The 24,465-nt window shown below is 68.5% G+C and carries 27 protein-coding genes; 12 read left to right on the top strand and 15 right to left on the bottom strand.

Features of this window, described 5'->3' with window-relative positions; all coding sequences use genetic code 11:
* Window positions 1-160 precede the first annotated feature (160 nt).
* Entirely contained in the window at window positions 161-1,714 is a 1,554-nt protein-coding gene (locus DIE16_RS18255; protein WP_124489075.1) for a methyl-accepting chemotaxis protein, read from the bottom strand.
* Between the two features lie 245 nt (window positions 1,715-1,959).
* On the opposite strand from DIE16_RS18255, the gene panE reads away from it, so the two are divergent.
* A complete protein-coding gene (gene panE / locus DIE16_RS18250) occupies window positions 1,960-2,898 on the top strand; it encodes a 2-dehydropantoate 2-reductase (RefSeq protein WP_124893013.1) in 939 nt (312 codons plus the stop codon).
* Between the two features lie 411 nt (window positions 2,899-3,309).
* Here the strand turns inward: panE and DIE16_RS18245 are convergent, their stop codons facing one another.
* The 6 genes from DIE16_RS18245 to DIE16_RS18220 all read right to left on the bottom strand — a co-directional run bounded on the left by DIE16_RS18245 (window position 3,310) and on the right by DIE16_RS18220 (window position 8,689).
* On the bottom strand, window positions 3,310-3,894 hold the full coding sequence (locus tag DIE16_RS18245; RefSeq protein ID WP_124523732.1) for an NTP transferase domain-containing protein: 585 nt from the start codon (window positions 3,892-3,894) through the stop codon (window positions 3,310-3,312).
* A gap of 369 nt (window positions 3,895-4,263) precedes the next feature.
* Window positions 4,264-4,659, bottom strand: a complete 396-nt coding sequence (locus DIE16_RS18240; protein WP_044846647.1) for a type II toxin-antitoxin system VapC family toxin — start codon at window positions 4,657-4,659, stop codon at window positions 4,264-4,266.
* Window positions 4,656-4,895, bottom strand: a complete 240-nt coding sequence (locus DIE16_RS18235) for a type II toxin-antitoxin system Phd/YefM family antitoxin (RefSeq protein WP_011659184.1) — start codon at window positions 4,893-4,895, stop codon at window positions 4,656-4,658. Before DIE16_RS18235 ends, DIE16_RS18240 begins: the two co-directional genes overlap by 4 nt.
* Before the next feature lie 111 nt (window positions 4,896-5,006).
* Window positions 5,007-5,690 (bottom strand): Fe2+-dependent dioxygenase, encoded by a 684-nt coding sequence (locus tag DIE16_RS18230; RefSeq protein WP_124893011.1) that lies wholly within the window; start codon window positions 5,688-5,690, stop codon window positions 5,007-5,009.
* Entirely contained in the window at window positions 5,687-6,442 is a 756-nt protein-coding gene (locus tag DIE16_RS18225) for a tetratricopeptide repeat protein (protein WP_124489071.1), read from the bottom strand. Before DIE16_RS18225 ends, DIE16_RS18230 begins: the two co-directional genes overlap by 4 nt.
* 3 nt (window positions 6,443-6,445) lie before the next feature.
* Complete coding sequence (locus tag DIE16_RS18220) at window positions 6,446-8,689, bottom strand: TonB-dependent siderophore receptor (protein ID WP_124893009.1); 2,244 nt, start codon at window positions 8,687-8,689, stop codon at window positions 6,446-6,448.
* Between the two features lie 329 nt (window positions 8,690-9,018).
* Between DIE16_RS18220 and DIE16_RS18215 the strand changes: the two genes are divergently transcribed.
* The gene (locus DIE16_RS18215; protein WP_124893071.1) at window positions 9,019-9,258 is read left to right on the top strand and encodes a FitA-like ribbon-helix-helix domain-containing protein; all 240 of its coding nucleotides are present in this window, start codon (window positions 9,019-9,021) and stop codon (window positions 9,256-9,258) included.
* Window positions 9,255-9,674: a type II toxin-antitoxin system VapC family toxin gene (locus DIE16_RS18210; RefSeq protein WP_124668168.1), complete on the top strand. Its 420-nt coding sequence runs from the start codon at window positions 9,255-9,257 to the stop codon at window positions 9,672-9,674. Before DIE16_RS18215 ends, DIE16_RS18210 begins: the two co-directional genes overlap by 4 nt.
* Before the next feature lie 138 nt (window positions 9,675-9,812).
* Here the strand turns inward: DIE16_RS18210 and DIE16_RS18205 are convergent, their stop codons facing one another.
* Window positions 9,813-11,108: an aspartate carbamoyltransferase gene (locus tag DIE16_RS18205; protein WP_044846652.1), complete on the bottom strand. Its 1,296-nt coding sequence runs from the start codon at window positions 11,106-11,108 to the stop codon at window positions 9,813-9,815.
* Between the two features lie 232 nt (window positions 11,109-11,340).
* Here DIE16_RS18205 and DIE16_RS18200 point away from each other — a divergent pair, with 232 nt between their 5' ends.
* A complete protein-coding gene (locus tag DIE16_RS18200) occupies window positions 11,341-11,475 on the top strand; it encodes an entericidin A/B family lipoprotein (RefSeq protein WP_059449563.1) in 135 nt (44 codons plus the stop codon).
* A gap of 97 nt (window positions 11,476-11,572) precedes the next feature.
* On the opposite strand, the gene DIE16_RS18195 is transcribed toward DIE16_RS18200, so the two are convergent.
* From DIE16_RS18195 to DIE16_RS18185, 3 genes are all read right to left on the bottom strand, one after another.
* Entirely contained in the window at window positions 11,573-12,121 is a 549-nt protein-coding gene (locus DIE16_RS18195; RefSeq protein ID WP_124893007.1) for a permease, read from the bottom strand.
* A 125-nt stretch (window positions 12,122-12,246) separates the two neighbouring features.
* Window positions 12,247-13,206, bottom strand: a complete 960-nt coding sequence (locus DIE16_RS18190; protein WP_124893005.1) for a DMT family transporter — start codon at window positions 13,204-13,206, stop codon at window positions 12,247-12,249.
* A 206-nt stretch (window positions 13,207-13,412) separates the two neighbouring features.
* Complete coding sequence (locus tag DIE16_RS18185; RefSeq protein ID WP_124893003.1) at window positions 13,413-14,207, bottom strand: AraC family transcriptional regulator; 795 nt, start codon at window positions 14,205-14,207, stop codon at window positions 13,413-13,415.
* Between the two features lie 170 nt (window positions 14,208-14,377).
* Between DIE16_RS18185 and DIE16_RS18180 the strand changes: the two genes are divergently transcribed.
* Both DIE16_RS18180 and DIE16_RS18175 read left to right on the top strand, forming a co-directional pair.
* Window positions 14,378-15,208, top strand: a complete 831-nt coding sequence (locus DIE16_RS18180; protein WP_124893069.1) for a molybdenum cofactor biosynthesis F family protein — start codon at window positions 14,378-14,380, stop codon at window positions 15,206-15,208.
* The gene (locus DIE16_RS18175; protein ID WP_124893067.1) at window positions 15,208-16,017 is read left to right on the top strand and encodes an SDR family oxidoreductase; all 810 of its coding nucleotides are present in this window, start codon (window positions 15,208-15,210) and stop codon (window positions 16,015-16,017) included. The genes DIE16_RS18180 and DIE16_RS18175 overlap by 1 nt, the downstream gene beginning before the upstream one ends.
* Before the next feature lie 81 nt (window positions 16,018-16,098).
* Here the strand turns inward: DIE16_RS18175 and DIE16_RS18170 are convergent, their stop codons facing one another.
* Window positions 16,099-16,776 (bottom strand): dihydrodipicolinate reductase C-terminal domain-containing protein, encoded by a 678-nt coding sequence (locus DIE16_RS18170; RefSeq protein ID WP_124893001.1) that lies wholly within the window; start codon window positions 16,774-16,776, stop codon window positions 16,099-16,101.
* 449 nt (window positions 16,777-17,225) lie between these two features.
* Between DIE16_RS18170 and DIE16_RS18165 the strand changes: the two genes are divergently transcribed.
* On the top strand, window positions 17,226-17,939 hold the full coding sequence (locus DIE16_RS18165) for an SDR family NAD(P)-dependent oxidoreductase (RefSeq protein ID WP_124892999.1): 714 nt from the start codon (window positions 17,226-17,228) through the stop codon (window positions 17,937-17,939).
* A gap of 280 nt (window positions 17,940-18,219) precedes the next feature.
* The gene (locus DIE16_RS18160) at window positions 18,220-18,417 is read left to right on the top strand and encodes an oxidoreductase-like domain-containing protein (protein ID WP_409364455.1); all 198 of its coding nucleotides are present in this window, start codon (window positions 18,220-18,222) and stop codon (window positions 18,415-18,417) included.
* A gap of 69 nt (window positions 18,418-18,486) precedes the next feature.
* Here the strand turns inward: DIE16_RS18160 and DIE16_RS18155 are convergent, their stop codons facing one another.
* Window positions 18,487-19,947 (bottom strand): MFS transporter, encoded by a 1,461-nt coding sequence (locus DIE16_RS18155; RefSeq protein WP_124892995.1) that lies wholly within the window; start codon window positions 19,945-19,947, stop codon window positions 18,487-18,489.
* 160 nt (window positions 19,948-20,107) lie between these two features.
* Between DIE16_RS18155 and DIE16_RS18150 the strand changes: the two genes are divergently transcribed.
* From DIE16_RS18150 to DIE16_RS18140, 3 genes are read left to right on the top strand one after another with little or no spacing between them, the layout of a single operon-like run.
* Window positions 20,108-20,980: a LysR family transcriptional regulator gene (locus DIE16_RS18150; RefSeq protein ID WP_124489060.1), complete on the top strand. Its 873-nt coding sequence runs from the start codon at window positions 20,108-20,110 to the stop codon at window positions 20,978-20,980.
* Between the two features lie 59 nt (window positions 20,981-21,039).
* Window positions 21,040-21,306, top strand: coding sequence for a hypothetical protein (locus DIE16_RS18145; RefSeq protein ID WP_124524213.1), 267 nt, complete (start codon window positions 21,040-21,042; stop codon window positions 21,304-21,306).
* 26 nt (window positions 21,307-21,332) lie between these two features.
* Window positions 21,333-21,653 (top strand): hypothetical protein, encoded by a 321-nt coding sequence (locus DIE16_RS18140; RefSeq protein WP_124489058.1) that lies wholly within the window; start codon window positions 21,333-21,335, stop codon window positions 21,651-21,653.
* 42 nt (window positions 21,654-21,695) lie between these two features.
* Here the strand turns inward: DIE16_RS18140 and DIE16_RS18135 are convergent, their stop codons facing one another.
* A complete protein-coding gene (locus tag DIE16_RS18135; protein WP_124489057.1) occupies window positions 21,696-22,595 on the bottom strand; it encodes a LysR family transcriptional regulator in 900 nt (299 codons plus the stop codon).
* 99 nt (window positions 22,596-22,694) lie between these two features.
* Between DIE16_RS18135 and DIE16_RS18130 the strand changes: the two genes are divergently transcribed.
* Window positions 22,695-23,675 (top strand): NAD-dependent epimerase/dehydratase family protein, encoded by a 981-nt coding sequence (locus tag DIE16_RS18130; RefSeq protein ID WP_124524214.1) that lies wholly within the window; start codon window positions 22,695-22,697, stop codon window positions 23,673-23,675.
* A gap of 76 nt (window positions 23,676-23,751) precedes the next feature.
* On the opposite strand, the gene DIE16_RS18125 is transcribed toward DIE16_RS18130, so the two are convergent.
* Window positions 23,752-24,453 (bottom strand): DUF2848 domain-containing protein, encoded by a 702-nt coding sequence (locus tag DIE16_RS18125; protein ID WP_124524215.1) that lies wholly within the window; start codon window positions 24,451-24,453, stop codon window positions 23,752-23,754.
* Window positions 24,454-24,465 lie beyond the last annotated feature (12 nt).

The following is a 24,465-nucleotide window of genomic DNA, read 5'->3' as shown; positions in this document are numbered from 1 at the left end:
GGACACATGACCGGTCGACAGTTCCAACGGGTCTGGCTTCGAGATGCCGCCAACCGCGACGCCGAACGGAAGCGGATTCAGCGGTTGGCCGTGTTGAGGTACACGCCATTCCCGCCCTCCGGCGCGACACGCGCGGAAGGGCGGGGCAGGACCCCGGCCGTCAAGCCGGCAATGCGAACCGCGTAACGGCGTCGCGCAGCGCTTCGGCCTGGTCGCGCAGCGAATGCGCGGCCGCCGCGGCTTCCTCGACGAGTGCCGCGTTCTGCTGCGTGACCTGATCCATCTCGCCTACCGCACGGTTGACCTGCTCGATGCCCGCGCTCTGCTCGCGCGATGCATGACTGATCTCGTCGAGGATCTCGTTCACGCGCCGCACCGACTGCACGATCTCGGCCATCGTCTCGCCCGCGTTCGTGACGAGCGTCGCGCCGTGCTCGACGGTTTCGTTCGATGACTCGATGAGCGACTTGATCTCCTTCGCTGCCGTGGCCGAGCGTTGCGCGAGCGAGCGCACCTCGGCCGCGACCACCGCGAAGCCGCGGCCCTGTTCGCCCGCGCGCGCCGCTTCGACGGCCGCGTTCAGCGCGAGGATGTTGGTCTGGAACGCGATTCCGTCGATCACGCCGATGATGTCGCCGATCTTGTGCGAGCGGTCGGTGATCTCGTTCATCGTGCGCACGACATCGTCGACCACCTCGCTGCCGCGCGTCGCGACTTGCGCGGCCTGACCGGCGAGCGTGGCGGCCTGCGCGGCGCTGTCCGCGTTCTGCTTCACGTTCGCGGTCATCTGATCCATGCTCGACGCGGTCTGCACGAGCGCGGCCGCCTGTTCTTCGGTGCGCTGCGACAGGTCGGTGTTGCCCGACGCGATCTCGCTCGCGCCGACGTTGATGTTCTCCGTGCCCATCCGCACGCGCGACACCATGTCGATCAGTCCGCTCTGCATCGTGTGCAGCGCATGCAGCAGGCTGCCGCGGTCGTCATGCTTGACGTTCACGCGCGCGGTCAGGTCGCCCTGCGCGATGCGCCGCGCGGCGTCGAGCGCCACTTCGAGTTCGCCGCCGAGGTTCGCGCGCACGCTTTTCAGCACGAGCACCATCACGGCGGTCGCGATCGCGCCGAGCACGGCCGTCATCGCGAGCCAGCGGCCGACGCTCGCAAGCACGGCCGACCGCACGTCGTCCATGTACATGCCCGTCACGAGATACCAGTCCCACGGCGCGAAGCGCTGCACCGCGCTGGTCTTGTCCTGCGGCTTGTCGGCACCCGGCTTCGGCCACAGATACTCGACGAAACCCTTGCCGCCTTCCATGTTGCCGGCCTTCACGATCTCGACGAACAGATGCTTGCCGCTCGGATCCGCGAAATTCGACACGTCCTTGCCGTTGAGCTCGCTCTTGATCGGATGCATCACGATCACCGGCTTCGAATCGTTGATCGAGATGTAGCCGTCGGTGCCGTAGCGCATCGCGGCGATCGCCTCGAGCGCCTTCTGCTTCGCGTCGGCCTCCGGCAATGCATTCTGTTGCGACAGCTTGTAGTAGTGGTCGGCGACGTTCGTCGCCTGCGCGACCAGCGACGCAAGCTGATCGCGGCGGTCCGTGATCATCGACGCGCGCGTCTGCCACGCGCCGATGCCGGCGATCACGAGCAGACCGAGCCACAGAATGACGATCATCGAGGCGAGTTTCTGATTCAGGGAAAGGGTGCGCATGGGTAGTGAGGTCGGTCGGTCGAACAGGCGCGCCGGAACGGCGTGACGGGATAACTCGTTGACGGCATGCAACGAACGTGGCCGTAGGCGGGAAATCCCTTAGAAACGGCAGCGGCCCGATACCGGTGAGCGCGGTGCGGGCATCTATGCATATACATATTCGGCGTCGCTATACTGTCGGGCGATGGCGCGCCGTGCCCGACGGTCGGGCGCACGGCGGCGAACGAACCTGAAAGGAGGCAACGATGCGAATTCTGGTGGTTGGGGCCGGCGCGGTCGGCGGATACTTCGGCGGCCGGCTCGCGGCGGCGGGGCGCGACGTGACGTTCCTGGTGCGCGACGGCCGCGCGGCCGCGCTCGCGCGCGACGGGCTCCTGATTCGCAGCCCGCGCGGCGACCTGACGCTCGCGAACGTGCAGACGGTGCGCGCGAGCGACACGGCCGGGCCGTTCGACCTGGTGCTGCTGAGCTGCAAGGCCTACAGCCTCGACGATGCGATTGCATCGTTCGCGCCATTCGTCGGGCCGTCGACGCTGATCCTGCCGATGCTCAACGGGATGCGCCACCTCGACGTGCTGCGCGAACGGTTCGGTGCCGCGCAGGTGCTCGGCGGCCTGTGCGTGATCGCGGCGACGCTCGATCGCGAACAGCGGGTCGTGCACCTGAACGACACGGCAGGGCTGTCGTTCGGCGAACTCGCCGGCGGCGAATCGGCGCGCGTGCGTGCGGTGGCCGACGAGCTCGGCGGCGCGGGCTTCGATGCGACGCTCAGCGACGACATCGCCGCGCGGATGTGGGACAAGTGGGTGTTCCTCGCGACGCTCGCGGCGAGCACGTCGCTGTTTCGCGGTTCGATCGGCGACATTCTGGCCGCGCCGGACGGCCGCCGCCTGCTCGAGACGATGCTCGACGAATGCAGCGCGATCGCCGCGCACAACGGTTACCGGCCCGATTCCGCCGCGGTCGAGCGGATGCAACGGATGGTGCTGACGCCGTCGCCGCTGACCGCGTCGATGCTGCGCGACGTCGAAAATCGCGCGCGGGTCGAAGCCGATCACGTGATCGGCGACCTGCTCGCGCGCCGCGACCCGCAGGCGGCGGATGCGCTGTCGCTGCTGCGGATCGCGTACAACCACCTCAAGACGTACGAGGTGCGCGTAGCGCGGGAAGGCGCGGCGGCGTAGCCGCGGCAGCGGCCGTGTCGTTTGTCAGGGCGAGTGCCGGAGCAGGCCTGATGGCGCGGGCGGATGCCGGCTAGACAGGATCCTTGCTTGGCGGTCCGTTGGGTTGCTGCGGATTGTCGTGAGGATGCCCCGGTGGCGGCGGTGACAGCGGATCGTCTTCCGGATCGCGGTTCGGGTCGGCCGGGGGCTCGGGCATCGGGGTCGTGTGGTCCATGGGGAACTCGCGCAAGGCGTGACGGCGGTGGCGCGGCGGGCGCGTCTCGTCTCCGTTATAGGCAATCGGACGGCTGTTTGCCGGGGGATTCTCGCGGCGGCATGCGGATTGCCGGCGACAGGCGAGCCGCTGCAGGTATCGCGCCGGATCGCGCGCAAACAGCGCCACGATGCGGGTGCGGCCGGCGCGCGCCGAGGTCAGCGCAGATCGGCGGGCGTATCGACGTCGCGGAGGATGCCGGGATCGTCGACCTCGAGCAGGTTCACCGGCGCGCTGGCGAACAGCGCGCGGGCGCCCGTATCGCCGTCCAGCGCGGCGAGCGCCTCGTAGTGGTGCGCGGCAAAGCCGACCGGATGGCCGCGCACGCCGCGGTGCACGGGGGCGACGATCGATGCGTCGTCGGCGTCGAGGGCGCGTGTGACCGCTTCGTAGGTGGACGCAGCGATCCACGGCATGTCGCCGAGCGCGACCAGCCAGCCGGGCGCGTCCGGCGAGGTGCGAACACCGGCTGCCAGGCTCGCGCCCATGCCGCGCATCGCGTCGGGCGCATAGACGACCTGGCAGCCGGCGTCGTTCAGCAAAATCGCGAGTTTTTCGGCGCCGGGGCGCACGACGGCGATCACCTCGGCCGTGGCCGCCGCCAGATGACGGGCGGCGGCGACCGCAACCGGCGTGCCGTCGGGAAGCCGCGCGAGCAGCTTGCTGTGCAGACCGCTTGGGTCGAAGCGTTGACCGAGACCGCCGGCGAGCAGGACGCCGGTGGCGAGTGACGCATAGGACATCGGCGCGGGGGGAGGGAAGGCAGGTGGCCCGATTGTGCGGGAGCGGGCGGGGATCGGCAAGTGCGGATGTTACCGACGCGGGGGCGTTGTCGTCGGAAAGAATGTCGGCGGGCGCGTTCGTCGAGCATGGTTTCCTCGACGGGGCCGTTTATGGAGTGCGATTCTCGTTACATCACGGTTCAATCGCGGTCGCTGAACGGCCAATGCCGCTAGTCCGACGGGTAATACGTGAAGCGGGTGCGAGGTAAAACCTCGATCGGTCATGGACGGCTTCGCGTGATCGCCGTCATCGGTTCCGTCAGACGAATCGTCTGTCGAGTGGCATGCGGATGTGTCGGTGTTGCGATTCGGCCGACGTGCCCATGACCGTCACCAAAGTGTCTTGACGTGCGCGTATGCACGGATCTTTTCGTCACGGGTGACGAGCGGCGCACCGAGCCGGCGCGCAGTCGCGACGATCATGCGGTCGGCTGGATCCTTGTGAAAAGTGCCGGGCAGCGCGGTGGACCTCGCGGCGATGTCGGCGTCGACCGGCACGAAGCGCATGCCGTCGATTTGCGCGACCGTCGCGAGCCACGCATCGACGTCCATCGTCAATGCGAGGCGCTCGTTGCGCACCAGCATCGCGATTTCCCATGCGGAGATCGCGGACGCAGCGAGTGCGCCCTCGCCGCGCGCGCGATCGATCGCGCTTCGCGCCTTCTTGCTGAGCGACGGATCGCCCGCCACCCACCACACCAATGCATGCGTATCCAGCACGATCACCGCGACGCCTCCCAGTCATCTTCCGCAATCGGATCGAGAGGATTGTCGTAGCGCATGACCGAGCCGCGCAATATGTCCAACGGCTGAGCCTCGCGTGCGTGATACGGCCGGATTTCGAGCGTTGGCTTGCCGTGGTCGGTGACGATCAGGCTTTCGCCCGACGCCTCGACGAGCCGGAAGTATTCGAGTGCGCGAGCCTTGAATTCGGATTTCGATACGGGAGCGTGCGGCATCATGATATGAGCATGGTCATTTGACGATGGTCATTTTAGTTGTCGAGATGAAGTGGTGCAAGTAGCGTAGTCGGCCTTCCTGGCCGAGTGGGCGGCGCTGGGCGAGTTGCCGCCCTACGCATCCGCCCATTTCCTCAACAGGTTGTGATAAATCCCCGTCAGGGAAATGACCATCGGATCCTTCGCGCCTTTTTCCGCGGAAAGCGCCTGAATCTGCGTATCGAGCTGAAACAGCAGCGTGCGGTCGCCATCGTCGCGCACCATGCTCTGGATCCAGAAGAACGACGCGACGCGCTCGCCGCGCGTGACCGGCGTGACGTGATGCAGGCTCGACGCCGGATACAGCACGAGATCGCCGCCCGGCAGCTTCGCGCGATGCACGCCGTACGTATCTTCCACGCACAGCTCGCCGCCGTCGTACGCGTCCGGTTCCTCCAGAAACAGCGTCGCCGACAGATCGCTCCGCACGCGGAAATCCGTGCCGCGCAGCAGCCGGATCGCGTTGTCGACGTGCGTGCCGAACGTCTCGCCGCCTTCATAGCGATTGAACAGCGGCGGAAACACCTTCAGCGGCAGCGCCGCCGAAAAGAACAGCGCATGCCGGGCCAGCGCATCCTGGATCGCATCGCCCGCCGCGCGCGCGACCGGCGAACCTTCCGGCAACTGCCGGTTGCGTTTCGCGAGCGCCGACTGCGCGCCGGATGTCGCGTTGCCGTCGACCCAGTCGGCGGCATCGAGCATCTCGCGGCATCGCGCGACCTGGGCCTTGGTCAACACGCCGGGGATATGAAGCATCATGATTCGGATTCCATGCCGTGAGACGGCAACTGCATCGCCGCCGCGCGCAACGCATCGAGCGGCGACGACGCGAGATAGGCGCGCATCTTCGCGACGAACGCGGGGGTAGCGGTGGCCGGCACGCGCGCGAGCCAGACGAGGGCTTCGTCGACGCGCCCGCGCTCGGCGAGCAGTCGCGCATGGTTGAACTGGCCGCGAAAGTCGCCGGCCTCGGCGGCGCGCCGATAGTGGTCGAACGCGGCGTCGGCATCGGCGGTCACGACCCAGCCGTCCTCGTAGAAGCCGCCGATCAGGTTGATCGATTTCGCATGGCCGAGCGCGGCCGCGCGGCGAAACCAGTCGAGCGCGGCGGCGCGATCCTCGTCGATGCCGTTGCCGAGCGCGAGCGCCGTCGCGTAGTTGTACATGCCCCAGTCGAGCCCGGCCTGCGCGGCGAGCCGATACCAGTACACGGCCACCGGCGCGCATGCCGCCGTCCCCCAGCCGAACTCGTAACAGCGGCCGAGCATGTTCATCGCCATCGGGTGACCGGCCCGCGCCGCGTGCCGGAACCAGCCGCATGCGGCGGCCGGATCGCGCGCGACGCCGTGCCCGTCGAGCAGGTACTGGCCGTAGACGGCCTGCGCGTCGACGATCCCGTTATCGGCGGCCGCCGCGACCCACGCGGCGGCGCGCTCGGGCGGCCCGGCCAGAATGTCGGCGAACGCGCGCGGCGACACTGACGCGAGCGCCTTCAGCGAGACGGTTTCCATCGATCAGTAGCGCGCGTTCAGCGTGACGAACGCCGAGCGGCCCGGCGCGATCGACGCATAGTGCGCCGGATACGCCTGATCGAAGTACGTGCGATTGAACAAGTTGTTCACGTTCAGCTGCAGGTCGAGCTTCTTGTTGATCCGGTATTGCGCCATCGCGTCGAAGCGCCAGTACGACGGCACCGCACGCAGGTTCGCGGGATCGCCGAACACTTCCGACATGTAGAACGCGCCGCCGCCGACAGTGAACTTCGGCGTCACGTCGTAGTTCGACCACATCGTCAGGCTGTGCTTCGGCGTATTCGGGAAGCGGTTGCCGTCGTTCGCTGCATCCTTGCCGTTGTCGCGCAGCTCGCTCTTCATGTACGTATAGCCGCCGAACACCTGCCACTGCTTCGTGATCTGCCCGGCGACGCCGAGTTCGAGACCCTGCACGCGCTTGTTGCCGACCATCGCGTACTGGTTGTTCGGCAGCGTCACGCGCGCATTCGTCGTGTCGATCTGGAACAGCGCGGCGGTCAGCGACAGCTTGTCGTTCAGCACGTTCCACTTGGTGCCGAGTTCGATGCTGCGGTTCTTCTCGGGGGCCATCTGATCGGCGTTCGGGCCGACGCCGCCGCGGCCCGGCGTGAGCGACTGCGTTTCGCTGCCTTCGCCGAGCAGCATGCCGGCCGGCGTCGACGACGTCGCATACGACGCGTAGATGCTGCCGTTCTGCGCGGGCTTGAACACGAGGCCGGCCTGCCAGTTGAAGAGCGTGTCGTCGCGCGTGTAGGTCTTGCTGCCGTTGGCCTTGGTGTCGGTGAAGCGGGTCGAGTAATCGTCGACGCGCACGCCGGCGTTCACCTGCCAGCGCGGCGTGAGCTCGATCGTGTCGAAGCCGTAGATCGACTTGGTCGTGGTGCGTGCATGCGCGTAGTCGTTGTTGCGCGTGACGGAGCCGGCCCACGGATCGTTCGGATCAGGCGACCACAGGCTCGTGCAGTTGTAGCCGGACGGCGCGCCGATGCCTTTCTGGCAGATGGTGCCCTTGTCGGTCGCGACCGTGTACGAATCGCGCTTGCCCCATTCGCGCGTCAGCTCGATGCCGGTCGTGAAGCTGTGCTTGAACGGGCCGGTGCGGAATTCGCCGAACAGTTCGGTCAGGTTCGCGAGGCTGTTGATCGAGCTGTCGCGATTGTTGTTGCGGCGCCAGACACGGCCGTTGACCACGTTGCCCTGGCTGTCGTCGGGCTGCGTCCAGATGTAGTCCTGCGTCGATTCCGTGTAGCGCGTGGTGTTGCGCACCGTCAGATTCGACGTGATGTCGTGCTCGATCTTGATCGTGCTGATGTCCGAGGTGGTCTTGCGGAAGTCGCGGTCGATCAGGCCGTAGAAGTTGTGACGGTCGACCGGCGCCGGATAGATCGTGTCGACGTTCGCGGGCTTGTTCGACGTCGTGTAGAAGTACGGGATGCCGCCGTCGGGCATGTCGTCGGTCGACAGATGGTAGTAGCTCGCGGTCACGCGCGTCGGCGTGCCGAGGCCGAACGCGATCGACGGCGCGACGCCCCAGCGCTCGTTGTTGACGGCGTCGCGGCCGGCGACGTCGTTGTTGTGGCTCATCAGGTTCAGGCGGAACGCGGCGTGATCGGCGAACTGCCAGTTGCCGTCGGCGGTGAAGCGGCGGTAGCGGTCGGTGCCGAGGCCCGCGCTCGCGGCGGCCGTCGTGCCGAGATGCGGCGCCTTCGTGATCAGGTTGATGCTGCCGCCTGCGCCGCCGCGGCCGCCGTACGCGCCGTCGGAGCCCTTGGTGATCTCGACGCGTTCCGTGTTGAAGATCTCGCGCGTGATCGCGCCCGTGTCGCGCATCCCGTCGACGAACATGCTGCCCTGCGTGTCGTAGCCGCGGATGAACGGGCGGTCGCCGAGCGGGTTGCCGCCTTCGCCGGCGCCGAACGTGATGCCGGGCACGGTGCGCAGCGCTTCGGTCAGCGTCGCCGCGCCGCTGTTCCGGATCAGTTCCTGCGGGATCACCGTCACCGACTTCGGCGTGTCGACGAGCGGCGCGGTGAATTTCGCGGATGCGGAAAAGTCGGCCTTGTAGCTGTGCTCGGCCTTGCCCTGGACCTCGATCGGCGCGAGATGGCCTTCGGTGCCGACCGGGGCGGATGGCGGCGTGCCGTCGGCGAACGCCGGGCTCGCGGCGAGTACGCTGCACAGGGTGGTGAATTTGCCGAGCTTCTGCTCGTCAGGACGGGACTTCATGGTGCGTTTCGACCTCGCAGTATGGCCCCGGGAACGACGCGCTACGGAAATGTGCATGCCGCCCGGAATTATTACGATTTGTTTTCAGGCGGCATTCTATGTAATTTCTTTTTAAATGAGAAGCGTTCTTGTTCTCATTTGTGAGGAGAATGTTGACGAATGTGGCGGAGGGCTGCCGGGCGCGTGGGGCCGCGGCGATGGCCGAATGGCCGAATGGCCGAGTGGGAAAGGCGTGTCGGGCGATTTACAGTGATCGGGTCTTCACTCGTCCAAAATGACAGCAAGGTGATAATATGACTGCATTGAAAGCAAATGTAGTGAGGCACATCATGCCTGTGATCACTGTTAGAAACCTGCCCGACGAGGTGCATCGCGCGCTTCGAATCCGTGCTGCACAACATGGCCGCAGTACCGAGGCCGAGGTGCGCGATATCCTCGAGCAGGCCGTTCGGCCCGGCGGACGTCCCAGGCTGGGAACGCTGCTGGCGGAGATCGGGAGAGAGGCCGGCGGCATCGATTTCGAGGTTCAGCGCGATCAATCGCCAGCCGATCCGATGAGCTTCGAATGATTCTGGTCGATACCAACGTCATTTCGGAGCCGCTGCGACGCGAACCGAGCGCGGCCGTGATCGAATGGCTCGACGCGCAAAACGTCGAGACGCTGTTTCTTGCCGCGATCAGTCTGGCCGAGATGCGATTCGGCGTGGCCGCGTTGCCGGAGGGGCGCAGGCGAGACTGGCTGCACCAAAACATCGAGCAACGCGTCGTGCCGTTGTTTCGCGGGCGGATTCTGCCGTTCGACGATGCGGCCAGTGACGCATATGCGAGCCTACGCGCGAAGGCGCGCGCCCTGGGGCACACGATGGCGCCTGCCGATGGCTTCATCGCTGCAACCGCCGCAGCCAACGGGTTGATCGTGGCTACGCGCGACGTCGCACCGTTCGAAGCAGCGGGCCTGCGCGTGATCGATCCGTGGGCTCGCTAACTTCCGGCCGGTCGCCTCGATATCACCCGCACCGAAAATGAAAACGCGCCGTGCAAGGCGGCGCGTCGTGCGTTGCTTCGGCGCGCGGCGCTCGATCTTCAGCAATCTCGAGTCTGGCCGCGCGACACTGGATGCGGGTCAATCGATTCCGTGAAACACCGCATCCTCCGGCCCGAGGTACGCCGGCGGGCGCCACGTCGCATCGCGCATCGAATGCTGGACGAGATTCTCGACGCCGAGCAGCACCGCGAAGATCGCCATCCGCACCGGAATGCCGTTGTCGGTCTGCCGGAAGATCGCGAGTCGCGGATCGCGGTTCAAGTCGACCGACAGGTCGTTCGCGCCGGGCCGGCTGTCGCGCGGCAGCGGGTGCATGATCAGCGTGTCGGGCTTGCAGACGGAGTCGACGAGCGCCTGGTTGATCTGGAAATCCGGCGTATAGCCCTCGAACGACTCGTCGGTGAAGCGCTCCTTCTGGATCCGCGTCGCATAGACGACGTCCGCGCCGCGCAGCCCGCCCGCGAGGTCGTTCGTCTGCTCGATCACGTGGCCGTTCGTCGCAATCTGGTCGATGATGTACGCGGGCATTTCGAGCGTCGGCGGCGACACGAGCGTGAACTTCAGCCCGCGGTACAGCGCGAGCAGCTTGACGAGCGAATGCACGGTACGGCCGTATTTCAGGTCGCCGACGAGCGCGATATGCGCGCCGTCGACGATCTTGCCGAGCCGCGAGAACTCGCGCTGGATCGTATAGAGATCGAGGAGTGCCTGGCTCGGGTGCTCGCCCGGGCCGTCGCCGCCGTTGATCACCGGCAGGTTGGTCGCGCGCGCGAATTCGGCAACCGAGCCTTTCTCCGGGTGGCGGATCACGAGTGCGTCGACGTAGCCGGCCATCACGCGGCTCGTGTCGTAGATCGATTCGCCCTTGGCCATCGACGAGAACGTGAAGCCGGTCGTGTCGCACACCGAGCCGCCGAGCCGGCAGAAGGCCGCGCCGAACGACACGCGCGTGCGCGTGCTGGCTTCGAAGAACAGGTTGCCGAGCACCGCGCCCTCGAGCACGCGCGAGATCTTGTGGCGGCGCGCGATCGGCTGCATCACGTCGGCGACGCGGAACAGCGCCTCGACCGAGTCGCGCGAGAACTGGTCCACCGAGATCAGTTGCGGCTTGCCTTCGAACAGGAACTGCTTTGCGAGCTCCTGTTTGTCTACGCTTTGCGTATAGTCTCCGCCGTCCGGTGCCGAGCGCTCGACGATTTCTGACACGAAGCGTTCGACGATCTCGGGCATCCCGCGCGATTCCTGCGAGTCGTCGGGCAACAGCCACGTGTCGAGCGCGCGGCGGCTCACGCCGATGCGGTTCGCGAACGCTTCGCGGGTCATGTTGAGGCGGCGCATCGCGTCGCGCAGGAAGGCTTGCTGGGGAACGGTCATCGGCGGCACCTGATGAGAAATATACGCGGTGCGTATATTAGTTCGCGCGCCGACGAAGTCAAGGAAAATCTGTGCGACCGGCCGTGTCGTGCTCGGGCACTGGCGCGGTCGGCACTGGCGCACGGCGGCCGTCTCCGTATAATCAGGTCAGGCCCCGTGTCCTGCACGCCGCAGGGCACCACGCCGCATACGATTCGCCCGGTCGGGCATGTTGACTCGAAGGAGAATGAGCATGACGCGTACGATTGCTGCAGTGCTGCTGGTGGTGACCGCCGCGCTCGCCGGTTGCAATACCGTTGCAGGCATGGGGCAGGACATTTCGAAGGGTGGCCAGGCAATCAGCGATACGGCTGAGAAGGCCAAATAAGCTGCCGGGTTCCGGAATGCAGAAGGCGCCGGGCCGTCCCGCGATTGCGGGGCGGCCCGGCGCCTTTTTCACGGTGCGTGGTGCGTGGTGTGCGGTATCAGGCGGTTTCCACGAACGCGTAACGGCCCTCGACCTTGCGCGGCGTGAACCAGCCGAAGTCGGGGAACAGCCGGTTGCGGACGAACCAGACGTAGCCGACCAGGATGACCGTCACCCCGAGGGTAGGCAGCGCGGTCGACGGATCGCGGCCGAGGTCGGCGATGGTCTTCGGTACCTGCAGCAGCGACAGAATGATGAACGCGTGATATGCGCCGACGCGATGGGTCGCGAAGCCCCAGATGAACAGCAGCGACAGCGGCACCGTCAGTGCGAGGAACAGCACCGCGGCGCCGACGCTGAGTGTGTCCACCAGGATGAGATAGGCGAGTGCGACGCTGATCACCAACTGCGCGATGCCGAGCCCGATCAGGACCCGCGTATGCACCTTGTTCTTCCTGCACAGCTCGGGGTCGGGGCGCGACGCGATCAGGCGCGCGAGCACGCGATCCTTGAGGCCCTGTCCGGCCAGCTCGGCCAGCACGTCGGCTTTCCTCGCACCCGCGGACAGCAGCGCCGCGATTCTTGTCTTGGCTTCCTTCTTGTTCATGATGATGCGAATTATTGTTCGGTGGTTGTCAAATGGCCCGGCCACGCGAATATTGCATCTTGTGCGACGGTGCGCAACGATTTTGCCGCGGGCGGACACATTCCTACAGTCGCCGCGCACGCGGATCAATCGGTAGCAGTCGACGTGGATGCCGCTGGGCGCGCTGGCGACCTCGACCGTGAGTCCGTTGCGCGTGCCGGCGGCTCGCGCCGCCGCGTCGCGCCCACCAGCATTCCCGCGACGACGAGCGCGATGCCGAGGAGTCGCGTGCCGCCCAGGGTCTCGCCGAACAGCGCGACCGCGAACAGCACGGCCGAGACCGGCGCAACCGCCGTGAACAGCGCGGCTTCGGTGCCGCTCGTGCGCGCCGAACCCGCATACCAGCACAGATAGCCGAGCACGGTCGGCACCAGCGCGTAGTACACGATCGCCGACACCGCGCCGACGTTCCAGTTCGTCGCCAGCGCGTGCCATTCGAACGCGGCCGGCACCAGTGCGAGCACGAAGCCGAGGCCCGACATCGCCGTCGACAGCGTGAGCGGCGGCAACGGCGCCGACAGCCGCCGGTTGAGCAGGATGAACACGGCCTCGCATGCGACGGCGGCCAGCACCAGCGCGTCGCCGGCGAGCGTCCGGAGCGACGGCATGGCCTGGCCGGGCGCGAACGTGACCAACACCACGCCGGCGGTGGCGAGCGCGGCCGCGCTCCAGTCGCGCCGCGTCTGCCGCTCGCGCAGCACCACCGCCGCGATCAGCGTCGACATCGCCGGCAGCGTGCCGAGCATCACGCCCGCATCGACCGGCGACGACAGCTTCGTGCCGCTGATCAGCAGCACCGTATAGCCGACCCCGCCCGCCGCAGCCTGCACGACCAGCAGCACGGCGTCGCGTGCGGAGAGCCGTGGCCATCGCAGCCGCTGCGCCCGCATCAGCGCGAACAGCAACGGGGTTGCGATCAGGAAGCGCAGCGCGGTAGCGGCGAACGGCGGCAGGCCGCCGGCCGCGAGGCGGCTCGCGATGACGGTGCTGCCGACGCCCGCCATGGCGGTGGCGAGATAGAGATAGCCGATCAGTCGTGTTTTCATGTGCCGCATGGTCGCGTGCGGCGGCGCGGGCGTCTTGAACGAAATTGCAGCGGCGCCGGCGAGCGGAGCGGGTGAGGGGAAGGGTATTGCGCTCGGTGTCTCCGGATGACCGGTGGGGCTGCCATCAAGCGCCATTGCTGGTGCGGAACGGCGGCGATCGGCGACGTCGCGCTACGGCGGCGGCCGTGCCGGGACCGTGACGTCCGTCAGCCGGCCTGCGTGAATCGTCCCGGCGTGATCCCGAACTGGCGTGCGAACGCGCGCGTCAGGTGGCTCTGGTCGGCAAAACCGGCTTCGGCCGCGGCATCCGCGATCGGCCGGCCGCTCGCGAGCAGTGCCCGCGCCAGCCGCGTGCGCGCCTGCACCAGATACGCGTGCGGCGTGATGCCGAGTTCGCGCGCGAACCCGCGCAGCAACTGGAAGCGGCTCACGCCGCTCAGGCCGGCGAGTTCGGCCAGCGAGACGGGTGCGGCGGGCGCCGCATCGAGCCGCTCGCGGGCCACGCGGATCGCCGGCGCGACGCCGGCGGCCGGCAGCGCCCGGTTCGAATGCCGCGCAAGCAGCCCGGCGACCAGTGTCACGAGCGCCTCGTCGCGGGCGAGCGGCATGGTATCTCCTGCGACGATTCGAGCATGCAACCGGCCGAACGCGGCCGCGAGCCGCGCGTCGCGCACGGCCGGATGCGCGAGCTCGACGCCGCCGACGCCTTCTTCCGCCGCGACGCCCGCGACCAGCGCCGGCGCGAGGTACAGCATCCGCCAGCGCCGGCCCGTGCCCGTCCCGATCGGCATGCCGTCGTGCATCTCGCCCGGATTGACCATGATCGCGTCGCCGGCCAGCGCATCGACCTGCCCGCGGCCGCTCCAGGACCGGTGCGCGCCGCTGACGATCACGCCGACCCCGAATTCGTCGTGCGCGTGCCGCGGAAACGTGCGGTCGGACTCGAGGCTGATCGCCTCGATGCCTTCATCGGTCCGTCGGTAGTGGGTGACACGGTGCATGGGGGCTCCTCGCGCCGGCAGCGGCGCGGATCACGTGCACTGTAGCGCGTTCCGGCGGCGCGCGCCCTTCATCCTTTTGGCCGATACCGTTCGGCGCGTGCAGCCCGCACCATGTGCACATGAGCAGCGTACACGGCCCGCCGGGCCTGAAGCTGCGCGGGAGACGGCAGGTGGAACGACAGGATCCGGTATTCATTCAGGTTGGCGCGCTCGCGGACGGCTTTGCGCCGGACGCGAACATCCTCACGCCCGTGAACGCGCTCGTCGGGCGGTCCCTGGCCCTTGGCGACGCAACGGGCGCATGGCGCGTCTATACGTTCGAGGCGGGTGCGCTGCAATGGCGCGATGCGGCGACCGACACGGGTGGCCGCGCGCCGTGCCGCGTCACGCGGCTGCGCGACGACCTGTACTTCGTCGACTACATCGATCCGGTGGCGCGCGCGACGTCGGTCAGCCTCGTGATCGACATCGGCATCGGCGCGTGGACGTCGGTGATCGGCACGCTGCCGACCGAGGCCGACACGCATGTCGACGCGTTCACGCGCGTTTCGCGCGGGTTGCCGCTGACTGGCGTCGACGCGGCATTCCGGCACGGCACGCTCGGCGGCCATGCGCAGCCGGGCCCGCTGCATGGGCCCACGCGCGAACTGATCGGCAAGCGGACGATGTATCGCTACAGCCCGACCGAATGCTACGAGCACATCTACCTGAACGAGAACTTCTACGCATGGCAGTGCCTGCAGGGCGTCGAAGGCGGGCTGGCGGACGTGGATCGCTGCCATTACTTCAGGATTGCAGATGAACTGTATCTGTTCGTGTGGCGCGAAAAAGTGGTGCCGACGCTCGGCGTCGTGCTGATCGATCTCGCGCAACGCAAGACGGACGGCAAGATCTTCGGCTATCAGGGCGGCGACTTCGGCACGTTGTCGAACTTCCCGATCGGTGCGCATGCGCAGGTGCTGAACGAAACCGTGCATCCGCTCGGCGGCGAGGCGCAATGATGAGCGCCGTGCCGGGCAGCGCCCGCCTGCGTGCGGATTTCAGCGGACGCGTCGTGCTGGTCACGGGCGCCGCGCAGGGGATCGGCGCGGCAATCGCGCGCCGTTTCGCGGAATCCGATGCATTCGTCGCGCTCGCCGATCTCAACGGCGATGCCGCTGCCGCGCAGGCGGACGCGCTCGCCAGTGCGGGCGGCGACGCGCGCGCGTATCGCGTCGACGCCGCGAGCCGCGACGAACTCGTCGCGCTCGTCGCGGCGGTCGAGCGCGACGGCGGCCGGCTCGACGTCGTCGTTCACAACGCCGCGTACTTCCCGCTGACCCCGTTTGCGCAGATCGACGAGCCGATGCTCGAGCGCACGCTGTCGGTCAACCTGTCGGCGCTGTTCTGGCTCGCGCAGGCCGCGCTGCCGGCGTTCGAGCGTGCGGGAGCGGGGCGGCTGCTCGTCACGTCGTCGGTGACCGGGCCGCGCGTCGTCTATCCGGGGCTCGCGCACTACGCGGCGTCGAAGGCCGGCGTGAACGGCTTCATCCGCGCGGCGGCGCTCGAACTCGCGCGTCGCAACGTGACGGTCAACGGCGTCGAGCCGGGGATGATCCGCACGCCGGCCGCCGGCAATCTCGGCGACGCGTCGGTCGCCGCGCAGATCGCGCGCGACATTCCGCTCGCGCGGATGGGCGAGCCGGAGGACATCGCGAACGCGATGCTGTTTCTCGCGTCGGCCGATGCGGCGTACATCACCGGGCAGACGATCGTCGTCGACGGCGGCGCGACGCTGCCGGAGAGCGGGGCCGTGCTGGGCGACGGGTAAGCGGAGCGTGCGCGATCGTGCGATCGCGGCCGTCGAATGTGCCGGCCGCGGTGTCGTCGGCCAAGCCGCGCACCGTCGCGCCTACAGCCAGCCGTTGCGGATGAACTCCACGATCGAGTATCGGCGGGGTTCGAGTTCGTGCTGCCGGACGGTCTCGACGATCCGCGACACGCCGTCCGCGTAAGGCGACGCGCCGTACACGCGCGATTCGAACTGCAGGCTGCATGCGCCATCCTCGATGCGGATCCGGTGGAACGCATGGCGGCCGAGCTGATCGTCGGGAATCTGCAGGGCGTCGCGCTGTTCGTCGGGGTCGCGCACGGAGCGGATGTCCTGCGCCGGCACGCCGAGCGACTGACCGATGCCGACCGCGGTGCCCGGCACGGACGTCTTGCTGGCCTGGTGCGACTCCGTCACGCTGATGCGGCAGTCGCGAAACAGATGACCGCTGGTTTCCAGCATGCTCATGAACTTCAGCATCAGGATGTTCGTATTCGGACAAAGCACGACGGGAAAGTCGTGCGATCCGGTTTCGAGCTCGGAGCCGGTGGACAGCTCGACGAGCAGCGAGCCCGTTGCGCGGCAGAATTCGATCGCGGCAGGTAGCTCGCGGCCGGATCCGGCGTGCACGACGATCGAACGCGTCTCGGTGCGTGCGGGGTCCGACCAGGCCGTCACGCGACAGGTTGCGGGGTCGAGCCGGTGCGAGCCGAGCAGTTCGGTTGCCAGCTTGCCGGTGCCAACGACGAGTACTTGCATGGGATAGACGGGTTGAGGTTCGGGTTTCGTTACGGAAACGGCGCGGGCCGTTCAAGGACCCGGCGCGATCACGGGGCACCGCGCGGCGCACCGTGTTCGCGCATTATGCCCGGCCGTCGGCTGTCCGCTGTCCGCTGTCCGCTGTCCGCCGCCCACCGCCCACCGCCCACCGCCCACCGCCCACTGCTCACTGCTCACTGCCCACTGCCCACTGCCCACCGTCCACCGCCTAACGCCTACCTCCTGCCGTCCACCGTCATGCGCGGTGCGCGCCTTCACGGCTGCGGATCAACCGAGCGGCTGCGTTGGCGGTGACGCATTTATCGCCGTGCGCACGCGGCATGAACGGCGCTACGCTGTCGAAACGGTGGCCACGCGCGTCCGTGTCGGTACCGGCATCGCCCCGAACCACGTATCATCCAACCCCCTCGACCCAGGAGAGCATATCGATGGAACACGACCTGAAAGGCAAGGCAGTCGCGATCACCGGCGGATTCGGCCATCTCGGCGTCGCCACGGCCGCCTGGCTCGGCCAGCGCGGCGCGCGCGTCGCGCTGATCGGCCGCGGCGCGGCGCCGGACGCGCAGGCGCTGGCCGGCGTGCCGGCCGATGCGCTGCGCATCGGCGGCATCGACCTCGTCGATCCGCAGGCGGCTGCGCGCGCCCTTGAAGCGGTGAATCGCGAATTCGGCCGGGTCGACGCGCTGCTGAACATCGCGGGCGCGTTCGTTTGGCAGACGATCGCCGACGGCGACGCGGCCACGTGGGACCGCATGTACGAACTGAACGTGAAGACGGCATTGAACGCGTCGAAGGCCGCGCTGCCGTATCTGGTGACGAGCCCGGCCGGCCGCATCGTCAACATCGGCGCGGGCGCGGCGTTCAAGGCGGGCGCCGGGATGGGTGCATATGCGGCCGCGAAGGCGGGCGTCGCGCGGCTCACCGAGGCGCTGGCGGCGGAACTGCTCGATCGCGGCGTGACCGTGAACGCGCTGCTGCCGAGCATCATCGACACGCCGCCGAACCGTGCGGACATGCCGGATGCGGATTTCACGCGCTGGGTCCGGCCCGAACAGCTGGCGGCGACGATCGGATTCCTGCTGTCGACCGACGCGCAGGCGATCACCGGCGCATCGATTCCGGTGAGCGGTCGCGTGGCGTAGCAGGGAGCGGGTGATCGCACTCGAGTGCGACGTCAGGGCATGCGAAATCGCGCACGCGGGATTTCCGCGATCGCCGCGATTTCGATCGGATCTCGCCGTCGCCCCTGGATCGCGGCCATCGAGAAGGCGCCGAATGGCGCCCGGCGTTCCGGCGGATTCACGGCTTCGGCCGTGGCGCGACTCCTGTCCGCGGGGTGGATGCGCGGCTGCGCCCGGTGCGTGCCTGCATGCCGCTGACCATCACCGTATACTGGGCGCTCCGCACCATATGACTGAAGCCGTGACCAAGCCTGCCTCCGCGGATGCGCCCGCCGACGATCCGCGTCCGACCCCGCCCGAACAACCCGAACTGGAAGACTGCTGCAACAGCGGCTGCTCGCCGTGCGTGTTCGACCTGTACGACGAAGCACTGGCGCGCTATCGCGTCGAGCTGGCCGAATGGGAAGCACGGCACGCGCAATTCAAGCATCACCAGTGAGCCCGCCGCCGGCAAGCGGGCGCGCATGCTGCGATTTGCTGCCGGGGCGGGCTTCCCTGGCCGGCGTCGTCACGCGATGGTGCGCCCCCGCCGATGCAGCGGCCCCAATGCGGCCGACAACGCGACGCACGCCAGCAGCACGGCCGCCAGCGCCCACATCGCCGTCCTGAACCCCTGCACGTAGTCGAGCGCACGCGGCTGCACGCCGAGCCGCGCGAAGAACAGCCCGCCCAGCGTCGCGGCGCCGACGGCCGCGCCGATCTGCAGCATCGCGGTGACCATGCCGGATGCGACCCCGGCGCGCGCCGCGTCGACTTCCGCGAGCACGATCCGCACGACCGACGGCAGCACGAGGCCTTGCCCGATGCCGATCGCCGCGATGCCTGCGTAAAAGCCCGGGCCGGGCGCATGATCGCCGGCCAGCGCGGCGGCGGTCGCGACACCGGCCGCGAGCATCGCGAAGCCGAGCGTGAGCACGCGATAGCCGCCGAACCGCGCGACGAGACGCGGCATCAGCAGCGGGCTCGCGAGGAAGCCGATGCCGAGCGGCAGGATCGCGAGCCCCGACGCGAGCGGCGACCAGTTCAGGCAGCCCTGCAGATAGATGCCGTAGCTCAGGAAGAACGCGCTCAGCATGTAGAACAGGAATGCGAGCGTGAGCCCGAGCGCGACGACCGGATTGCGCAGCAGGCGCACGTCGAGCAGCGGGTCGCGGCCGCCGGCGAGCCGGCGCGCTTCGACCGCCAGCAGCGCGCCGAGCATCGGCAGCGCACCGACGACGCACGCGATCATCCACAGCGGCCAGCCCGCCTCGCGTCCGTGCGTGAGCGGATAGACGAGCATCAGCAGGAACAGCGACAGCAGCACCGTGCCGGGCACGTCGATGCGCTGGCCGCGCGGCGGCCGGCTTTCCGGGATGAAGCGCCAGCTGCCGAGCAGCGCGAGGATGCCGATCGGCACGTTGACCAGGAAGATCGCGCGCCAGCCGAGCCCGAACGGATGCAGGTCGATCAGCGCGCCGCCGCCGAGCTGGCCGATCACGGCCGCGAGGCCGAACACGAAACCGTAGAAGCCCATCACGCGCACCTGCTCCTGCGGGCTGAACACGCTGCGGATCGTCGCGAGCACCTGCGGCGCGAGGATCGCGGCGAACAGGCCCTGCAGCACGCGGCCGCCGACCAGCACCGCGCCGCTGCCGGCGAGCCCGCACAGCGCCGACGCGACGACGAACCCGGCCATCCCGATCATGAACATCCGCTTGCGGCCGTACAGGTCGCCGAGACGCCCGCCGGTGATCTGCACGACCGCGTTCGCGCACGCGTAGGCCGACACGACGAGCTGCAGCTCGGCCGGCCGCGCGCCGATGCCGTCGCGGATGGCCGGCAGCGCGAGATTCACGATGAAGTAGTCGAGCGGCGGCAGAATGGCGCCGACCAGCAGGACCACGAGCGCCCAGCCGTGATGGCTGCGCGGCGGTGTCGCGGCAGCCGCGCCGGCCGGCGCGCAACGGGCGAGGGTGTTGTCGGTCATGAAAGGAAATCCGGAAGAATGGTGGCCGCAACGCATGCCGAATCCCGTGGAAACGGGTTCGGCGGGCCGTTGAACCGATATTCTGCGGACCGCCGATGAATCGGAAAAGCGGGAATTGGTGGTAGCATCCATCGGGTTATTCGATGGATGGAGGGGTGCGATGCGCGGTTTCGATCTGGATCAGTTACGCACGTTCGCGGCGGTGGCGGATGCGGGCAGCCTTACGGCGGCCGCGCCGCTGCTGCATCTGTCACAGTCGACGGTCAGCGAGCAGGTGCGCAAGCTCGAGTCGCGCGCCGGCGTGCCGCTGTTCGTGCGCAGCAAGCGCGGCGTCGAGCCGACGCCGGCCGGCGCGCGCCTGCTGCAGCATGCGCGGCGCATCGTCGCGCTGAACGAGGCCGCGTTCGACGAAGTGCGCGGACAGGCGATCAAGGGCGAATTGCGCGTCGCGATCACCGACTACTACCGGACGCATGAAGTCGCGGGCCTGCTCGCGCGGTTGCGGGAGTGCTACCCGCAACTGAGCCTGCACGTGAGCGCGATGAAGAGCGCGGAGATCGAAGCTGCCCATGCGCGCGGGCAGATCGATCTTGGCGTCGTGATGAACCTGTCGAGCGGCCCGTTCCGGCCCGCGTCGGCCGATACGCGCTGGATGCTGCGGCGCGAGCCGCTGTCGTGGGTCACGTCGCCCGCGCTCGCCGAGCAGTTGCCCGAGCCGTTGCCGCTCGTGCTGCTGCCGGACGACTGCATGATGCATCAGATCGCGGTGCGCTCGCTCGACGAGCAGCACGCGCCGTACGTGCTCGTGCACAGCGCGTCGGGCGTCGCGGGGCTGCAGTCGATGCTGGCGGCGGGGCTCGGCGTCGGCTGCCTGTGCGCGTCGGCGATCGGCGAGGGCCTCGTGCGGCTCGGCGCGAAATACCGGCTGCCGACGCTGCCCGACGCGGTGTTCTCGCTGACGCCGCCGATGCCGGGCGAGCGCGAGACGGTCACGCAGGCGCGCGAGGTGCTGTCGCGGCAGTTGCTGATGTAAAGCGTGAAGCACGCATGCGCGTCGGCGCAGCGGCACGTATTCGACGGGAGTCGGTACCGATGAAAATATCGAGAGATTTCGGGATCGTCGTTCGACGCGCGGCGCTGGTCGAGAAAGACGTCGACCTGTCCGCGCTCATGCGCGAATTCAATTTCGCCGACTGTTTCGACGAGTCGGACCGGCTGGTGTCGCTCGGCCCGTTCTTCGGCGGCGACGCCGTCGATGCGTGCATGAGGTCGCTCGAACGGCGCGGGCTGGTCTACTTCGACGATTTCTTCATCGTCGAGCAAACGTATCCCGGCTGGTGCGAGCTGGAAGCGTTCTGAACGTTGCGTAGCAGGGGGCGATACGCATGAACGACGAACTGAAAAGCGAGATGGCCGCGCGATTGGCGCACGCGCTCGAGCGGGTGATCGACGAGCGCTCGCTGATCCGTTTCCTGCGCGTGCTCGGCCATGACTGGCACAAGGAGCGCCAGCTCGAGGCCGACTTGCCGCCGGCGCCGTATGCGGCCGCCGCGCTCGGCTGGGAAAACCGCTCGATCGGCGAGTACCTGGAGGCGATGGTCGACTGGGCCGAGGCGTCCGAGGAGGGGCTGCGCTGCTACGACCTGCCCGACAACCCGTGGCGGCGCATGGCCGACATCCTGTTCGCCGGCAAGATCCACGAATAGCGCGCGCCGCGGCGATTCGCGCGTGCGGCGGGCGGGAACGGCCTAGTCGGCCGTCCCTTCGGCATACGCACGCAGCCCGTTCGCCAGCGCATCGAACACGGCCCGGCAACGCGGGCTCGTCCGCAGATCCTCGTGCATGACCATCCAGGTTTCCAGTTTCGTCGCGGGCCCGTCCGGCAGCACGCGCACGAGCCGCGCATCGCGCTGCGCGAGCCGGTTCTGGCAGAAGCCGATCCCGTAGCCCGCGCGAATCATCGCGAGCTGCGCGAGATTGCTGTCGGTGCGCAGCGCGAACGCATCGCGGTTCCACAGCGGCATCCCGCGCCCCGCCGCGCGGATGAACGGCGTGACCGTATCGAAGCCGATCAGCGCGTGATGGGCGAGTTCGTCCGTCGATGACGGCGTACCGTTGCGCGCCAGGTAGTCGTCGCGCGCATGCAGCCCGACTTCCAGCGCGCCGATGCGCCGCGCGACGAGCGCCTCCTGCGCGGGCGGCGCCATCCGCACCGCGATGTCGGCCTCGCGATTCAGGACGTCCTGGATGCGGTCGGTCGGCACCAGTTCGATCACGAGCCCCGGATGGTCGCGCCGCAACTGCGCGAGCATCGGCGGCAGCACCTCCACCGCGATCACGTCGCTGGCCGAGATCCGCACGGTGCCGCGCACGCCCGCGCCGTGGCTCGCGGCCGCGCGCTCGAACGCGGCCGCCGCGCTGCGCAGCGCCTCGGCATGGCCGCGCAGCGCCAGGGCCGCCTCGGTCGGCAGCAGCCCCGACGGCGAGCGCGTGAATAGCGTCTGGCCGAACGCGGCTTCGAGCGCCGCGACGTGGCGGCCGGCCGTCGGCTGCGTGATGCCGAGCGCGCGCGCCGCGCCCGACAGCGAGCCTTCCGTCAGCACGGCGAGGAAGGTGCGGTAGCGTTCCCAGTTCAGATCGATGGCCATGCATAAATGTATAGCCGATGCATCGGGTTAGGCAATTCCTTGTTAGGCTGCCTCGCGCCAGAATGGGTGCTGACAACGGTTCATTCACGGAGAACGGCAATGACGGCGAACGCAGGCGGGACGCAACGACAGGCACTCGTGCTCGGCGCGAGCGGAGGTATCGGCGGCGAGGTCGCGCGTCAGTTGCGCGATGCCGGCTGGCAGGTGCGCGCGCTCAAGCGCGGGCTCGACGCCGAGACGGTGGAGCGCGACGGGATCGCGTGGCTGCGCGGCGACGCGCTCGACCGCGAGGCGGTGGTTCGCGCGGCGCGCGGCTGCAGCGTGATCGTGCATGCGGTGAATCCGCCCGGCTACCGGAACTGGTCGACGCAGGTGCTGCCGATGCTCGACAACACGATCGCGGCGGCGACGCTGGCGCAGGCGACCGTCGTGCTGCCGGGGACGGTCTACAACTATGGCCCCGACGCGTTTCCGGTGCTGCGCGAAGAAGCGCCGCAGCATCCGGTGACGCGCAAGGGCGCGATCCGCGTCGAGATGGAGCGGCGGTTGCAGGCGGCGACCGCGCAGGGCGTCCGGACGATCATCGTGCGGGCCGGCGATTTCTTCGGGGCGCACGCGGGCAACAACTGGTTCGGGCAGGCGCTCGTCAAGGCCGGGCGGCCCGTCGCGGCCATCAGCGTGCCGGGCCGGCCGGGCGTCGGCCATCAATGGGCGTACCTGCCGGACGTCGCGCGCACGATGGTCGAGCTGCTCGAGCGGCGCGACACGCTGGCGCCGTTCGCGCGCTTCCACTTCGGCGGTCACTGGGACGCGGACGGCACGCAGATGGCGCAGGCCGTACGCCGCGTCGCGCAGCGGCACGGGATGCGCCCGACGGTGCGGCGTTTCCCGTGGTGGCTCGTGTGGGTCGCGGCGCCGTTCGTCACGACGATGCGCGAGATGCTCGAGATGCGCTATCTGTGGCGCGAGCCGCTCCGGATGGACAACGCGCGGGTGACGGCGGTGCTGGGCCGCGAGCCGGTGACGCCGCTCGATACGGCGGTGGAGGCGACGCTGGCCGCGCTGGGCTGCTTGCGATGACGGCGAGCGCTCAAGGCGGGTGACGGGGCCGCGTGCGGGTCATGTTCTTTATTGCCTGCGCACCCGCCACCGTCCTTTACGCGACAACCGGCAATACCTCGACCTCGTACCGGTGCCGCAGGCTGCGCCCGAGCACCGGATCGTGGAGTTCCATCTCGAACGCGTCACCGTCGCCCATCGCCGCGATCGCGCCGTGTACGGCGACCGTGCCGCCGAACATCGCGCAGCGCGCGGGCATCGTGCGCCGGTCGTCGAAGCGATGCCACAGCGCGGCGGGCGCAAGCAGCCCGCTGACCGCGCCGTGCTGATACGCGATGCGGCTGCCGCCGGGTTTGATCCACCACGAACGCATCTCGATCGCATCCCAATGATCGGCGACGTCCGCATGACGCCACGCCTCGCGGCCGAGTGGTTTCGCGCACACCTGTTTCGACACCGCGACGCCGTAGGCCTCGACTTCCCGATCCGTATGATCGGAGCCGACCGTCACCAGCGTGCCGACCGGGCTGTCGATCAGCACGCACTCGATCTCGCCGCCCGAGCGTGCGCCGAGCACGCCGATCGACGGCGCCTGCGTGAGCAGCGCGGACGACACGCGATAGAAACACGGCGTGGCCGACGGCGGCGCGACACCGAGCGCCGCGAGTTCGTCGATGTGCGCGCGGATCGCAGCCGGATCGCGGCCGGCCCAGCCGGCGATCACGACACGTTCGATCTCGACGTCGACCTGGGCGGGCGCGCCTTGCAGGGACATCACGTTGAACGACAGGGCTTGCATGCGGGTATCCGT

Origin of the sequence: Burkholderia sp. Bp9090 (genome assembly GCF_003857985.1) — a bacterium.
Taxonomy (GTDB): Bacteria; Pseudomonadota; Gammaproteobacteria; order Burkholderiales; family Burkholderiaceae; genus Burkholderia.
This window is presented reverse-complemented; position numbering and strand designations above follow the sequence as displayed.

Coding starts and splice junctions, on each gene's coding strand:
- DIE16_RS18190 (WP_124893005.1), bottom strand. CDS start 13,206: ATGAAAACACGACTGATCGGCTATCTCTATCTCGCCACCGCCATGGCG.
- DIE16_RS18135 (WP_124489057.1), bottom strand. CDS start 22,595: ATGGCCATCGATCTGAACTGGGAACGCTACCGCACCTTCCTCGCCGTG.
- DIE16_RS18150 (WP_124489060.1), top strand. CDS start 20,108: ATGCGCGGTTTCGATCTGGATCAGTTACGCACGTTCGCGGCGGTGGCG.
- DIE16_RS18175 (WP_124893067.1), top strand. CDS start 15,208: ATGAGCGCCGTGCCGGGCAGCGCCCGCCTGCGTGCGGATTTCAGCGGA.
- DIE16_RS18155 (WP_124892995.1), bottom strand. CDS start 19,947: ATGACCGACAACACCCTCGCCCGTTGCGCGCCGGCCGGCGCGGCTGCC.
- DIE16_RS18165 (WP_124892999.1), top strand. CDS start 17,226: ATGGAACACGACCTGAAAGGCAAGGCAGTCGCGATCACCGGCGGATTC.
- DIE16_RS18130 (WP_124524214.1), top strand. CDS start 22,695: ATGACGGCGAACGCAGGCGGGACGCAACGACAGGCACTCGTGCTCGGC.
- DIE16_RS18225 (WP_124489071.1), bottom strand. CDS start 6,442: ATGGAAACCGTCTCGCTGAAGGCGCTCGCGTCAGTGTCGCCGCGCGCG.
- DIE16_RS18170 (WP_124893001.1), bottom strand. CDS start 16,776: ATGCAAGTACTCGTCGTTGGCACCGGCAAGCTGGCAACCGAACTGCTC.
- DIE16_RS18235 (WP_011659184.1), bottom strand. CDS start 4,895: ATGATGCCGCACGCTCCCGTATCGAAATCCGAATTCAAGGCTCGCGCA.
- DIE16_RS18230 (WP_124893011.1), bottom strand. CDS start 5,690: ATGATGCTTCATATCCCCGGCGTGTTGACCAAGGCCCAGGTCGCGCGA.
- DIE16_RS18145 (WP_124524213.1), top strand. CDS start 21,040: ATGAAAATATCGAGAGATTTCGGGATCGTCGTTCGACGCGCGGCGCTG.
- DIE16_RS18215 (WP_124893071.1), top strand. CDS start 9,019: ATGCCTGTGATCACTGTTAGAAACCTGCCCGACGAGGTGCATCGCGCG.
- DIE16_RS18140 (WP_124489058.1), top strand. CDS start 21,333: ATGAACGACGAACTGAAAAGCGAGATGGCCGCGCGATTGGCGCACGCG.
- DIE16_RS18210 (WP_124668168.1), top strand. CDS start 9,255: ATGATTCTGGTCGATACCAACGTCATTTCGGAGCCGCTGCGACGCGAA.
- DIE16_RS18125 (WP_124524215.1), bottom strand. CDS start 24,453: ATGCAAGCCCTGTCGTTCAACGTGATGTCCCTGCAAGGCGCGCCCGCC.
- DIE16_RS18220 (WP_124893009.1), bottom strand. CDS start 8,689: ATGAAGTCCCGTCCTGACGAGCAGAAGCTCGGCAAATTCACCACCCTG.
- DIE16_RS18245 (WP_124523732.1), bottom strand. CDS start 3,894: ATGTCCTATGCGTCACTCGCCACCGGCGTCCTGCTCGCCGGCGGTCTC.
- DIE16_RS18195 (WP_124893007.1), bottom strand. CDS start 12,121: ATGAACAAGAAGGAAGCCAAGACAAGAATCGCGGCGCTGCTGTCCGCG.
- DIE16_RS18200 (WP_059449563.1), top strand. CDS start 11,341: ATGACGCGTACGATTGCTGCAGTGCTGCTGGTGGTGACCGCCGCGCTC.
- DIE16_RS18255 (WP_124489075.1), bottom strand. CDS start 1,714: ATGCGCACCCTTTCCCTGAATCAGAAACTCGCCTCGATGATCGTCATT.
- DIE16_RS18185 (WP_124893003.1), bottom strand. CDS start 14,207: ATGCACCGTGTCACCCACTACCGACGGACCGATGAAGGCATCGAGGCG.
- panE (WP_124893013.1), top strand. CDS start 1,960: ATGCGAATTCTGGTGGTTGGGGCCGGCGCGGTCGGCGGATACTTCGGC.
- DIE16_RS18205 (WP_044846652.1), bottom strand. CDS start 11,108: ATGACCGTTCCCCAGCAAGCCTTCCTGCGCGACGCGATGCGCCGCCTC.